Genomic DNA, 12,424 nt, shown 5'->3' with positions numbered 1-12,424 from the left:
AAATTTGATAGATGAGTGTAGGTAGGCCGCCCGGGTTCCGGGCGGCCTTCCTGCGTTTCCGGGGGTTTTCTCCCGGCACACAGGATCGTGCTGCGCCCCGCGGCGTGTCCTTGTTCCTGGCGTGTCCTCGACCCTCGACGCTCGGGCTGAGTGTTCTGGGTTCCCGTGTGTCTTCCGCGCTCGCGTCTTCTCTGCCTGCAGGTGTGCAGCTGCGATTCACCGGCCGTTCTGACGACCGCTGTCAATCCGTTACATCCTTGATCGCGAGATCTCGGGGTGTGAGTGCCGGAAGGCGCTAGGCTCCGCGTACCTGACAGGATCTTCGCTGATTGTCCTTTGTTGCCGTAAAGGGCGTGACGTCGTGACAGGCAGGCATCGCAATCCCGAGCACCCCGACGGTGACGAGCGGTACGAAGAGGACGGGCCGTCCTGGCGCGACCGACTAGCGAGCCTGCTGGAGGCCGTCCGGGAGTCGGCTCCGCTGGCCACCGCCCACGGACGGGCGATCACGGCCGTCGTCCTGGGTGTGCTCCTGCTCGGTTCGCTCGCGGGCGGGGCGTACGCCCTGGTGAGCCGCTCGATGTGCGCCGAGCGTCCCGGGTTACGGGTGACGGCCGCACCCGAGATCGGGCCGGCGCTGGAGCGAGTGGCCGAGAAGTACACCCAGCAGGGCGGATGCGCCGAGATCACCATCCGCCAGGGGAGCCCCGCGGACGTGGCCGATGAACTCGCGGCGCGAAAGAACCTCATGGACGTCTGGGTGCCGGACGCCTCCGTTTGGGTGGATCTGGCGCGGGTGCAGGGCGCCGATCGGACTTCGCTGGGCGCCGGCACGCCGATCGCCCGGTCCCCGGTCATCATGGCCGTGGCGGAGTCCACGGTCACCCGGCTCGCGTCCGCCAAGGTGAAGCCGTCCTGGACGCTGCTCGTGCCCACCGCCGCGACCAGGAAGAAGCTGCCGAAGGCGTCCACGACTCTGCCGGCTCCCAGCAGGTTCGCCTCGGGGCTGGCCGCGCTGGACGCGCTCTCGTCCGTGGTGACCGATCGCCCGGCCATGCTCAAGATCGTCAATGGGATGACGACGAACCTGCGCCGGTCAGTGCTGCCCTCCCAGGAGGCGCTTTTCGACCTCGTCGAGCGGCCGGCCAAGGGAACCGATCCGATCATCGTGGTCAGCGAGCAGGCCGTCTGGGAGTACAACAGCGATCGGGCGAACACCCGCGTGGCGGGACTGTATCCCCAGGAGGGCACGCTCGCCCTCGACTACCCTTTTGTCCCGGTCACCAAGGACGCCCTGAAGCGGCAGGCCGCCGAGGAGTTCCGCCGCATCGTCCTGTCCGCCGCAGGACGCGCGATCCTGCAGTCGTACGGGTTCCGCGACGCGGCGGGCCAGGCCGGCGGCGCCATGGACGAGGCACACGGCGTGCGCGCCGAGCCGCCCCGGGAGCTCACCGTCCCGGATGCCATGGCCAGGCTGCGGGTACTGCTGTCGATGCGGATGCTCCTCGCCGACACCCGCACGCTCCTGCTGCTGGATGTCAGCCGTTCCATGGCCGAGGAGGTTCCGGGACTGGGGACGAGCAGGGTGCGGGCGATGGCGGACGCCGCCGAGGCGGGCGTGCGCGCCCTGCCGCAGGGTGGGGACGTCGGCCTGTGGATCTTCGCGGCCGGGCTGGACGGCGACAAGGACCATCGGCAACTCGTCCCCGTCGGCCCGCTGGCGCAACAGGGCCCGGAGGTCGTCCGGGCCCTGCGCAAGCTGCCCGGGCAAGTCGGGGGCGGTTCGGGACTGTACGACGCGCTGCTCGCCGCCTTCCGCTCGGCCTCGAAGAGCCAGGTGAAGAACATGCTGAGCTCGATCGTCGTGTTCACCGACGGAGGCGACGACGACCGGCGCGGCATCAAGCTCAAGGAACTCCTGGCCACTCTGGAGAAGGAGTTCGACGCCGGACGGCCGGTCACCGTGACGCTGGTCGGCTTCGGCGAGGACGTCGACGTGAGCGCGCTCGAGCAGATCGCCCGGGTGACCAACGGCGCCGCCATGGTCGCCGGCGGCTTCGACCAGGCGCAGCAGATCTTCCTGCAGACCCTCGCTAACCGGGTGTGTGTGGACCGGGAGCGGTGCGCCGCCCAGGAGGGCTGACCAGGAGGGCTGACCGGTGGCCGGTCGGGCATGGCGCTCGTGCGATGGGCTAGGCGTACGCCCTGGCCCGGCGCGCTGGACCGATGACCGTCCCCGTGCACCCCTCACAGGCCGAGCAGGACCTGGCCCGGTGCGCCTGGGCCGATGGGGCACCTGGTCGTTGTCGCGGGTGCCCAGGGTCGTGGGGGTTCGGGGGTCACTCGGGGCGGGGGTGGGCGGCGCTCTTCAGCAACGGCTCTATGCGGTAGGGGATCTGGGTGGACAGCGCGATGGTGGTGTCGGTGCGCTGGACGGCCGGTGAGGACAGCACCCGCGCGATGATCTCCTGCAACTGGACTGTGGAGCGCGCCACCACGCGGCAGAGCAGGTCGCCCTGGCCGCTGGTGCCGTACACCTCCAGGATCTCCGGGACGGACTCCAGCGCCTGCACGGCCTCGGTGAGCCTGCCCTGGGCGATCTGCAGTGAGACGAACGCGAGGATGGGGTAGCCCATCTCCGCGGGGACGATCGTGGGCCCGAAATCCCCGATGACGCCGCGGCCCACGAGCTTGTCGACCCGCGCCTGGACGGTGCCCCGGGCGACGCCGAGCAGCCGCGCCAGCTCGGTGAGCCCGACGCGCGGATGCGTCCGCATGGTGGCGATGAGGCGCCCGTCCAGGTCGTCCAGGGGGCCGTGAGCCGTTGGCATGGCCCCGAGGGTACGCCGACCGGCGGGCGCCCGTCGTGCCGTGTCCCGGCGACGCGCGGCGCCTGGTGCCCGGAGCGCTCCCGCAGGCCGCCGTCAGAGCCGGGTCCGGCGTCCCGGGGGCCGGACCCGAACGGGCGGCGGAGGGCGGCCGTATTGAGCGGATCGACCAGCATCCGAGAGGCCGGGGCGGGGATTTTGACCGATCTGACCAGTGAAAATGGTCGCTCTTGCCAGCCGGAACGGTGAGTGCCGATATTGCTGTTATGTTCGAAGAAGCCCAATACTTCGCTCCGGTGGCGACGCGGGAGGACGGGTCCGTCGTCGTCGAGCTGGCCGCAGGCCATCCGGGTGTCGCCGATCCCGTCTACCGTGAGCGCCGCAACGCCATCGCCGCTCTCGCGCTGAATCACGTGGCGGGGGAGCCGGTTCCGCCGGTGGAGTACACCGAGCGGGAGCACGAGGTGTGGGCGCTGGTCGCGGGCGAGCTCGCGCTGAAGCACCGCCGGTACGCCGCCGGTGAGTACCTACGCGGCTGCGAGCGGCTCGGACTGCCCGCCGACCGGATCCCGCAGCTCCAGGAGGTCGGTGACCTGCTCCAGCCGCTGACCGGGTTCCGTTACCTTCCGGCGGCCGGGCTCGTGCCGCTGCGCGAGTTCTACGGCGTGCTCGCGGACGGCCTGTTCCACTCGACCCAGTACATCCGCCACCATTCGGTGCCGTTCTACACGCCCGAGCCGGATGTGATCCACGAGGTGATCGGGCACGCGAACGCGCTGGCCTCCGATCGCTTCGCCCGCCTCTACCGGCTGGCCGGCGCTGCCGCCCGCCGAGTGGAGACGCAGGAGGCGCTGGAGTTCGTCTCCAAGACGTTCTGGTTCACCATGGAGTTCGGCGTCCTCGCCGAGGACGGCGAGGACAAGGCGTACGGCGCCGGCATCCTGTCGTCCTACGGTGAGATCGAGGAGTTCCGCGGCATGGACATCCGTCCGCTGGACGTGGCCGCGATGGGGACGACCGTGTACGACATCACCAAGTACCAGAACGTGCTGTTCCGGGCCGAGTCGCTCACGCATCTGGAGGACGTCGTCGGCGGGTTCTGGGAGACCTGTGACGATGAGGCCATCTCCCGTCTCGCGGCCGGCCACGCCGTGACCAGGGCCTGACAGGACGAACCACGGACGACCGGCCGCGTGCCGGTCGTCCGGAGGTCAGGCCGGCGTCACCAGGCGGTAGCCCACGCCCCGTACGGTCTGGATGAGCCGGTCGTCGTCGTCACCCAGACGCGCGCGCAGACGCTTGACGTGCACCGCGATGGTGTTGGTCGACATGCCGTCCGCCGCGTGCCACACGTGGCGCATGATCTGCTCGCGGGTCACCGTGCGGTCGGCGTTGCGCATCAGGTAGTGCAGCAGCTCGAACTCGCGGAGCGGCAGGTGGACGGGCAGCCCGCCCACCCGCACCTGGTAGGCGCCGACGTCGAGTTCGACGCCGCCGACCGTGAGGACCCCGCGCCCGCCGTCACCCGGGAAGGCCGCCTGGACCAGCGGCAGCAGCTCGGGCACGCGGTAGGGACGGGCCACGCATGCGGTCGCCCCGGCGGCCAGGGCCTGGACGGCCTGCTCGGCATGGCCCTCGCCCACGCCGAGCAGAACGGGCACGGTCCGGGCCAGCCGGACCGCGCGGACGAAATCGACCGGTCCGATGACCGGCAGGGTGGCGCTGACCAGGACCACGTCCGGGCGGAGGGCACCCGCCTGGAGGAGTGCCTGCGCGCCGTCGGGGACCCCGGCCACGAGGATGCCCTCGCGTTCGAGTGCCGCGGCCAGTTCCCCGACAAGGTCGGCGTCGGGATCGGCAACCAGCAGCATGGGCGCCGGCCTGGTGTCCCCGTCCACTTCAGGTGCCGCCTGCGGCTGGCTCACACCATCTCCTTTACGAGCGGATCAGCCGAAGCGCCCGGTGATGTAGTCCTCGGTCGCCTTCTGCGTCGGGTTGGTGAAGATCTTCGAGGTCTCGTCCATCTCGATGAGCTTGCCGGGCTGGCCCTGACCGGCCAGGTTGAAGAACGCCGTCTTGTCGCTCACCCGGGCTGCCTGCTGCATGTTGTGGGTGACGATCACGATGGTGTACTCGTTCTTCAGCTTGGAGATCAGGTCCTCGATGGCCAGCGTCGAGATGGGGTCGAGGGCCGAGCACGGCTCGTCCATGAGCAGGACGGCCGGGCTGACCGCGATTGCCCGGGCGATGCACAGCCGCTGCTGCTGACCGCCGGACAGGCCGGAGCCGGGCTTGTTGAGCCGGTCCTTGACCTCGTTCCACAGGTTGGCGTCCTTGAGTGAGCTCTCCACGATGCCTTCGAGCTCGGACTTGGAGCGCCGGCCGTTGAGGCGCAGGCCCGCGGCGACATTGTCGAAGATCGACATGGTCGGGAACGGGTTCGGCCGCTGGAAGACCATGCCGACCGTGCGCCGTACCGACACCGGGTCGATGTCGTCGCCGTAGAGGTCCTGGTCCTCCAGCAGGATCTTGCCGTCGACCCGGGCGCCCGGGATGACCTCGTGCATGCGGTTCAGCGTGCGCAGGAAGGTCGACTTGCCGCAGCCGGACGGGCCGATGAAGGCGGTGACCGAGCGCGGCTCGATCGTCATCGTGATGCCTTCGATCGCCTTGTGCGATCCGTAGTACGCGTCGAGGTCGGAGACCTCGATCTGCTTGGCCATTGTCGATACCCCTTATCGGCCCTTGGCGGGCGCACGCCACCAGCTGATGAGGCGCGCCACCAGGTTGAGCAGCATGACGATCAGGATGAGGGTGAGCGCTCCCGTCCAGGCGCGGTCGGTCGCGGTGATGTTCGGCCGCTGCGCCTGGTCGAAGACGTACAGCGGGAGACCCATCTGCGGCCCGTCGAACGGGTCGGAGTTGATCGAGTCGGTGATGAAGACGGTCAGCAGCAGCGGAGCGGTCTCGCCGGCCACGCGGGCGATGGCCAGCATGACGCCGGTGATGATGCCGGTGAAGGCCGTCGGCAGCACGACCCGCATGATCGTCTTCCACTTGGGCACCCCGAGCGCGTACGACGCCTCGCGCAGCTCGTTCGGCACCAGGCGCAGCATCTCCTCGGCGGAGCGGACGACCGTCGGCAGCATCAGGATGGACAGGGCGATCGCCCCGGCGAAGCCCGAGTAGCCGAGACCGAGGATGAGCACCCAGAACGCCAGCACGAACAGACCGGCCACCACGGAGGGGATGCCGGTCATGACGTCGACGAAGAAGCTGATGGAGCGGGCCAGCCGTCCACCCGAGCCGTACTCCACCAGGTAGATGGCGGTGAGCAGGCCGATGGGCACCGAGATCAGCGTGGCCAGGCCGACCTGCTCCAGGGTGCCGAGAATGGCATGGTAGGCGCCGCCGCCCGCGTCCCTGGGGCCGATGTTGCGCATCGAGTGGGTCAGGAACTCCAGGTCGAAGCGCTTGAGCCCGTTCGTGACCACCAGCCAGATGACCGAGACCAGCGGGACGACCGCGATGGCGAACGCCAGCCAGACCAGGCCCTGGACGATGCGGTTCTTCACACGCCGGCCCATGGAGACCGGCTGCAGGACATGGATCGTGGTCGTCATGCGGCGGCCCTCGAGTACTCCTTGCGGCGGGCGATGACCAGCCGGGCCGCCGTGTTGACCACCAGGGTGATCACGAACAGCACGAGGCCGGAGGCGATCAGCGCGCCCTGGCCGATGGGGGTGGCCTCGCCGAACCCGTTGGCGATGTTGGCGGCGATGCTGTTGCCGTTGCCGGTCAGCACCTGAAGGGTGACGGTGAAGGTGGCCGGGAAGATGAGCGCGACCGCGATGGTCTCACCCATGGCCCGCCCGAGGCCGAGCATGGCCGCGCTGATCACGCCGGGACGCCCGAAGGGCAGCACCGACATCCGGATCATCTCCCAGCGCGTCGCGCCGAGGGCCAGGGACGCCTCCTCCAGCATCGTCGGGGCCTGGAGGAACACCTCACGCGAGATCGCCGCGATGATCGGCAGAATCATGATCGCCAGCACGATCGACCCGGTGAGGATCGACTTGGAGTTCACCGACTCGCCGGCGAACAGCGGGATCCAGCCGAGGTAGGTGTTGAGGAACTCCGAGGGGCCGCGCATGAACGGCACCAGGAAGATCACGCCCCACAGGCCGTACACGACACTGGGGACCGCCGCCAGCAGGTCGATGACATAGCCGAGCACGCTGGCGAGGCGGCGCGGGGCGTAGTGCGAGATGAACAGCGCGACCCCGACCGCCACCGGCAGAGCCATGATCAGCGCCAGGAAGGAGCTGATCACCGTGCCCCAGGCCAGGGCGGCGATGCCGAACGCGGGGGGAGAGGCGTTGGGGGTCCAGGTCTGCTCGGTGAGGAAGTTCGCGGAGTTGGCCTGAAGGGCGGGGACGGCCCTCACGATGAGGAAGACCGCGATCGCCGCCATGATCACGAGTACCAGAATGCCGGCGCCGGTCGTCGCGTACCGGAAAGGGCCCTCGCCGTGGCTGCGCCGGAAGGCGGACCGGCCCATGGCCGGCCCGCCTTCGCGTGTACGAAGTGACGTGGCCATCCGCGTTAGGAGATGGCCTCGACGGCGGTGCGCACCTTGCCGAGCAGGCTGGCCGGCAGCGGCGCGTAGCCCAGGCTCGTCAGGGCCTGCTGACCCTCGTCACTCGAGGTGTAGCCGAGGAAGGCCTTGACCAGCTTGGTGTCCTCCGGCGACAGGCCCTTCTCACAGGTGATCTCGTAGGTCACCAGGACGATCGGGTAGGCACCCGCGGCGCTGGTGGCGTAGTCGATCTTCAGCTTGAGGTCGTTGCCGGTGCCCTCGACCGTGGCGGCCTCGACCGTCTTGGCCGCGCTCTCGGGGGTCAGCTCGACGAACTCGCCCGAGCCGTTGGCGACCTTGGCCTTCTGCAGCCCGGAGTTCTCGGCGAAGGACAGCTCGACGTAGCTGACCGAGCCCTCGGCGCTCTTGATGGCCTGCGCGATGCCGTCGGAGCCCTTGGCGCCGAGACCCTTGGCCTCGGCAGGGAACGCCTTGGCCGGCTCGTACGGCCAGTCGGCGGTGGCCGCGAGGAACTTGGTGAAGTTGTCGCTGGTGCCCGACTCGTCCGAGCGGTGGTACGCCTGGATCGCGGTCGAGGGCAGCTTGGCGTCCGGGTTGTCCTTCTTGATCGCCGGGTCGTCCCACTTGGTGATCTGGTTGTTGAAGATGCCGCCGATGGTCTTGGGCGACAGCTGCAGACCGTCCACGCCGGGCAGGTTGTAGACGACCGCGACCGGGCCGGTCACCATCGGGAGGTTGATGGCCTTGCCGGTCTTGCAGCGCGCGTCGGCCTGCGCCGGCTCGCCCTTGTCGTCCTTCAGAGCCGAGTCCGAGCCGGCGAAGGCCACGGTGCCCTGGATGAACGCCTGCACACCCGCGCCCGAGCCGCTGGGCTGGTAGTTGATGCTCACACCGGGGTTGCTCGACTGGAACGACTTCTTCCACTCGGCGATGGCGTTGGCCTGCGCCGAGGAGCCGGCCGCGTTGATCGTGCCGCTGAGGCCGCCGCCGGCGTCACCGCTGCTGGCGGGGGCGGAGGCGGCGTCCGTGCCACCGGAGTTGTTGTCGGTACCACACGCAGCGAGCGAAAGCACGCCGGCGATGGCGGCTACAGCGAGCCGGCCTGCATACTTCACGGTTGTCGTCCTTCCACGTTGCTTGTTCAACGGGTAGGACGGTAGGGAGCCAAGATGACCTGATTCCCGGCACAAGGTGAACGACGAATGAACGAGCCGGGTCACTATCGTGGTGAACGGGTCATGACGCTCTACCTCGTCTTGGTGTCCGGCCGCTTACCCGATCGGGTCCGGCGGCTTGCCGCGCCGGGTCCCCCGCGCTCCTTGTCCCGCCGCTCACGGCCGAAGAGACCGGCCGGCAGGCGCGACCATGCCGCTTCATGACACATCATGGCGGTCATGACACATGTGTGCCTGGTCTGCATGGGGAACATCTGCCGTTCACCGATGGCCGAGGTGGTGCTCCGGCGGGTGCTGGACGACCACGGGCTGTCCGGCGAGGTGGTGGTCGACAGCGCCGGGACCGGCGGATGGCACGCCGGCATGCCGATGGACGAACGCGCGCTGTCGACGCTGTCCTCCCGCGGCTATGACGGCTCCACCCACCGGGCCCGGCAGTTCGAACGCGCCTGGTTCGGCGAGCGCGACCTGGTGCTCGCCATGGACGGCGACAACCTCAGGGAGCTGCGCCGGCTGGCCCCCGCGAGCGCCGACCTGCGGCTGTTCCGCTCCTTCGACCCCGCCGCTCCCGCCGGTGCCGAGGTCCCCGACCCCTACTACGGCGGCATCGACGGCTTCCTCGACGTCCTCACCATGGTCGAAGCCGCCGCCCAGGGCCTCGCCGCATACTTGGCCTCGCTCCGCTCGGCAGGCTCGCAGCGCCCTTGAGGCGCGATCTGTCAACCGGACGAGTCCTGCGCGCCCCCTGAGGGCAGCCGGTCCAGGGCGCGCTGGAAGGCCCGAGCATGGCCGGCCTCGTCCTTGGCGTTGTGCCTGAAGAGCCGGGCGGCCGCGGTGTCGCCCGCCGCCGCCGCACGCTTGGCGAAGGTCGGATACATGGTCTGGGACTCATACCGTTCACCGGCGATGGCCTTGGCCAGGTTGGCGCGGGTGTCGCCCACGAGTCCCACGAGCTTCGCCTCGTCGGCGAAGTGCTCGCGCCGCTCCACCTCGGCGTCCCCGCGGAACAGGCGTGCCACGGCCGCGTCCTTGGCGCGCTCGGCGTACAGCCGGTACTTGGCGTAGGCGAAGGCCTCGCCGTGCATGGCCGTGTCCAGGTCGGCCTTCGTCTGCCGCCCGCGGACCTTCGGCGGGCCCGCCGGGACCTCCACCGGATCCACCTTGGGCGGCGCCGGAACGCTGCCGCTGCCGGTCTCGACCACGCGCAAGGCCTCGCCGAACGCCGCGGCGTGGACCCCCTCGTCCCGGGCGATCTCGGTGAAGCGGTCGGCCGCCTCCGTGTCACCGGCTGCTCTGGCCTGCCGCGCGAAGCCGGGGTACATGGTCTGGTGTTCGTAGGTCTCCCCGGTCCTGGCGTCCCGGAGGTTCGTGGCCTCGTCGCCCGCCAGCCGGCTCAGCGCGGCCTCTTCCTTGAAATGCTCGCCCGACTCCACCTTGGCGGTGCGTTCGAACAGATCCGCCACCGAGGTCAGGCCCTCTCGCCGCGCCTGGGCGGCGTACAGCCGGTAGGCGAGGTCGGCGAAGGCCTCACCCCGCATCGACGTGGTCAGGTCCTCGCGGGTTCGCGGCTTGGGGTCCTGCGTCCCTGCTGATGCCCCTTCCGCCGCAGCCGTCGCGGCGAAAGCTCCGTACGCGGGAGCGGTCAGCGCGAGGGTCAACGCGCCGGTCAGCAGCGCGCGTGCCGAAAACCGGTCCATGGCGGCCTCCTCGGGTGAGATGCGTGTGCCGTCACTGATCGCGTACCCGGTCCCGCGACCCTCAACGGGAGCCGTCCGAGAGGATGGCGGGATCGTGACTGTTTCCTTGCGGAGGGTGACGGCGGAGCGGAGTGGTGGCGTAGCGTCGGGGGGACGACGGCGAGGAGGAGGGGCCATGCTCCCAGGGTGCGGTAACTGCGATTGCTACCTCGACGACCGGGTCATCTCACGGCCTCCGGACGAGCGCTGACCCCAGCTGGACGAACGCTGAGCGGCGGCTCCGCGGACGCGACCGGTACGCCTGCGACGCCGGCGCGTCCGTGGGGCCCGTCAAGAGTGACCGCGCGACTGCGGCTCGATCAGGCGGTGCGCTGGGTGCGAGGCCCGTGCGGGCCGTCAGGACCGGCTGTGCGGGCCGTTGCGGCCCGCCGAATCCCTGGTTAAGCCCTGCGGCCCTGCGAGGCTTGTGAGCCCGCGGTAGGGCGCTCGCAGGGCGCGGTGTGCGAGCCGGGCGGAGTCAGTCGCCGAGGCGTTTGAGGACCTCGCCGTGCAGGTGCGGGTTGGCGCAGACCATGCCGCCGCCGTCCACGTTCGGCGCGCCGGACAGGTCGGTCCACACGCCCCCCGCCTCTTCCACGATCACGGTGAGCGCCGCCATGTCCCAGGCGGACAGCTCGGGCTCGGCGGAGATGTCCACGGCGCCCTCGGCGACCATCATGTGCGACCAGAAGTCCCCGTACGCGCGGGTGCGCCACACCGTCTTCGCCAGGTCGAGGAACTGCTCAAGGCGTCCGCGTTCCTCCCAGCCGCCGAAGCTGGAGTAGGAGAACGAGGCGTCCTGCAGGCGGCTGACCGATGACACCTGGCAGCGGGACGCCTTGGTCAGGCTGCGGCCGGTCCACGCGCCGCCGTCGCGCGCCGCCCACCAGCGGCGGCCGAGCGCGGGAGCGGACACCACGCCGACGACCACCTGCCCGTGCTCCATGAGGGCGATCAGCGTGGCCCACACCGGCACGCCGCGCACGTAGTTCTTCGTCCCGTCGATCGGGTCGATGATCCAGCAGCGCGAGCCGTATCCGCTGGTCTTGCCCATCTCCTCGCCGACCACGGCGTCCCGGGGCCGGGCGCGGCGCAGGGTGCCGCGGATGGCCTCCTCGACGGCGCGGTCGGCGTCGCTCACCGGGGTGAGGTCGGGTTTGGTGTCGACCCGCAGGTCGACGGCCCGGAACCGGCGCATGGTCAGGTCGTCGGCGCTGTCGGCCATCATGTGCGCCAGGCGCAGGTCGTCGCTGTAACCCGTCACAGCGACAAACGCTATCGTGCCGCCGCGACTTTCAGCAGTCCCGATCGCTCCAAAGCGTCGTAATCCCGTCATGCTGGGTCACCGCGTGCCCGTACGGCGTGGCGTCCGAGCCCTTGCGGTCAGACGGGGCGCCGCATGCCCGCCGGGCGTCGCGCCCGCGCCGGTGGGCGGCGGGTCAGTCGGCCTGGGGAACGGGTGTCTCGGCGGACGGGGAGTCGTCCTCAGGGGCGCCGTCCCGGCTGGCGAGCAGGCGGCGCAGGGAGGCCAGGCTCTCGGGGTCGGCGTGGCCCGCGGCCACCCAGGCGTCCAGCGAGCACTCCTCACCCCGGTGGGTGCAGCCCTTCGGGCAGTTGACCGTGCCCTCGGCCAGGGCAGGGAACGCCGCCAGCACGTTGTCGATCACCACGTGGCCGAGGCCGAAGCTGCGCACCCCCGGGGTGTCGATGATCCAGCCGCCGCCGGGCAGCTCGAGCGCGACCGCCGAGCTGGAGGTGTGCCGTCCGCGCCCGGTGACCGCGTTGACGTGCGACACGGCACGCCCGGCATCCGGCACCAGGGCGTTGACCAGGGTGGACTTGCCGACCCCTGAATGGCCGACCAGCACGCTGAGCCGGTGGGCGAGCCTGTCGCGCAGCGGGTCGAGGTCGGCGCCCTTGTGCACGACCAGGTACGGCACGCCGAGCGGCTCGTACCGAGAGACGAGCTCGTCAGGGGCGGCCAGATCGGCCTTGGTGAGGCAGAGCAGCGGCTCGATGTCGGCGTCGAACGCGGCCACCAGCAGGCGGTCGATCATCCGAGGACGGGGTGGCGGGTCGGCGAGC

12 protein-coding genes are annotated in these 12,424 nt (G+C 70.3%); 3 read left to right on the top strand and 9 right to left on the bottom strand.

Annotated features, from left to right (window positions below):
• The first annotated feature begins 361 nt into the window (after positions 1 to 361).
• Complete coding sequence (locus IEY93_RS34075; protein WP_189167294.1) at positions 362 to 2,143, top strand: substrate-binding and VWA domain-containing protein; 1,782 nt, start codon at positions 362 to 364, stop codon at positions 2,141 to 2,143.
• A gap of 196 nt (positions 2,144 to 2,339) precedes the next feature.
• Here the strand turns inward: IEY93_RS34075 and IEY93_RS34070 are convergent, their stop codons facing one another.
• Positions 2,340 to 2,831, bottom strand: a complete 492-nt coding sequence (locus tag IEY93_RS34070; protein ID WP_189167293.1) for an Lrp/AsnC family transcriptional regulator — start codon at positions 2,829 to 2,831, stop codon at positions 2,340 to 2,342.
• Between the two features lie 263 nt (positions 2,832 to 3,094).
• Between IEY93_RS34070 and IEY93_RS34065 the strand changes: the two genes are divergently transcribed.
• Entirely contained in the window at positions 3,095 to 3,994 is a 900-nt protein-coding gene (locus IEY93_RS34065; RefSeq protein ID WP_189167292.1) for a phenylalanine 4-monooxygenase, read from the top strand.
• 45 nt (positions 3,995 to 4,039) lie between these two features.
• On the opposite strand, the gene IEY93_RS34060 is transcribed toward IEY93_RS34065, so the two are convergent.
• Genes IEY93_RS34060 through pstS form a run of 5 tightly spaced genes read right to left on the bottom strand, consistent with a single transcriptional unit; the run spans position 4,040 to position 8,543 of the window.
• Positions 4,040 to 4,753, bottom strand: a complete 714-nt coding sequence (locus tag IEY93_RS34060) for a response regulator transcription factor (protein WP_189167291.1) — start codon at positions 4,751 to 4,753, stop codon at positions 4,040 to 4,042.
• Between the two features lie 21 nt (positions 4,754 to 4,774).
• Positions 4,775 to 5,551 (bottom strand): phosphate ABC transporter ATP-binding protein PstB, encoded by a 777-nt coding sequence (pstB, locus tag IEY93_RS34055; protein WP_189167290.1) that lies wholly within the window; start codon positions 5,549 to 5,551, stop codon positions 4,775 to 4,777.
• Between the two features lie 12 nt (positions 5,552 to 5,563).
• Entirely contained in the window at positions 5,564 to 6,451 is an 888-nt protein-coding gene (pstA, locus tag IEY93_RS34050) for a phosphate ABC transporter permease PstA (protein WP_189167289.1), read from the bottom strand.
• Positions 6,448 to 7,389, bottom strand: a complete 942-nt coding sequence (gene pstC, locus IEY93_RS34045; RefSeq protein ID WP_229691704.1) for a phosphate ABC transporter permease subunit PstC — start codon at positions 7,387 to 7,389, stop codon at positions 6,448 to 6,450. Before pstC ends, pstA begins: the two co-directional genes overlap by 4 nt.
• A 44-nt stretch (positions 7,390 to 7,433) precedes the next feature.
• Positions 7,434 to 8,543, bottom strand: a complete 1,110-nt coding sequence (pstS, locus tag IEY93_RS34040) for a phosphate ABC transporter substrate-binding protein PstS (RefSeq protein WP_189167287.1) — start codon at positions 8,541 to 8,543, stop codon at positions 7,434 to 7,436.
• 279 nt (positions 8,544 to 8,822) lie between these two features.
• Here pstS and IEY93_RS34035 point away from each other — a divergent pair, with 279 nt between their 5' ends.
• A complete protein-coding gene (locus IEY93_RS34035; protein ID WP_189167286.1) occupies positions 8,823 to 9,311 on the top strand; it encodes a low molecular weight protein-tyrosine-phosphatase in 489 nt (162 codons plus the stop codon).
• 11 nt (positions 9,312 to 9,322) lie between these two features.
• Here IEY93_RS34035 and IEY93_RS34030 read toward each other — a convergent pair whose 3' ends face one another.
• From IEY93_RS34030 to rsgA, 3 genes are all read right to left on the bottom strand, one after another.
• The gene (locus IEY93_RS34030) at positions 9,323 to 10,300 is read right to left on the bottom strand and encodes a ferritin family protein (RefSeq protein ID WP_189167285.1); all 978 of its coding nucleotides are present in this window, start codon (positions 10,298 to 10,300) and stop codon (positions 9,323 to 9,325) included.
• Between the two features lie 517 nt (positions 10,301 to 10,817).
• A complete protein-coding gene (gene hisN / locus IEY93_RS34025; protein ID WP_189167284.1) occupies positions 10,818 to 11,603 on the bottom strand; it encodes a histidinol-phosphatase in 786 nt (261 codons plus the stop codon).
• Between the two features lie 175 nt (positions 11,604 to 11,778).
• Positions 11,779 to 12,424: ribosome small subunit-dependent GTPase A (rsgA, locus tag IEY93_RS38915; protein WP_229691703.1), on the bottom strand; the 646-nt coding region annotated here is incomplete at its 5' end.

It is taken from the genome of Sphaerisporangium melleum (assembly GCF_014646695.1).
Lineage (GTDB): Bacteria > Actinomycetota > Actinomycetes > Streptosporangiales > Streptosporangiaceae > Sphaerisporangium > Sphaerisporangium melleum.
The sequence above is the reverse complement of the archived record's forward strand: the minus strand, read 5'-3'. Positions and strand labels throughout refer to the sequence as shown.

Excerpts from the sequence above, each read along its gene's own strand:
- IEY93_RS34070 (WP_189167293.1), bottom strand. The coding sequence starts at position 2,831 with ATGCCAACGGCTCACGGCCCCCTGGACGACCTGGACGGGCGCCTCATC.
- IEY93_RS34065 (WP_189167292.1), top strand. The coding sequence starts at position 3,095 with ATGTTCGAAGAAGCCCAATACTTCGCTCCGGTGGCGACGCGGGAGGAC.
- pstB (WP_189167290.1), bottom strand. The coding sequence starts at position 5,551 with ATGGCCAAGCAGATCGAGGTCTCCGACCTCGACGCGTACTACGGATCG.
- pstA (WP_189167289.1), bottom strand. The coding sequence starts at position 6,451 with ATGACGACCACGATCCATGTCCTGCAGCCGGTCTCCATGGGCCGGCGT.
- pstC (WP_229691704.1), bottom strand. The coding sequence starts at position 7,389 with ATGGGCCGGTCCGCCTTCCGGCGCAGCCACGGCGAGGGCCCTTTCCGG.
- IEY93_RS34035 (WP_189167286.1), top strand. The coding sequence starts at position 8,823 with ATGACACATGTGTGCCTGGTCTGCATGGGGAACATCTGCCGTTCACCG.
- IEY93_RS34030 (WP_189167285.1), bottom strand. The coding sequence starts at position 10,300 with ATGGACCGGTTTTCGGCACGCGCGCTGCTGACCGGCGCGTTGACCCTC.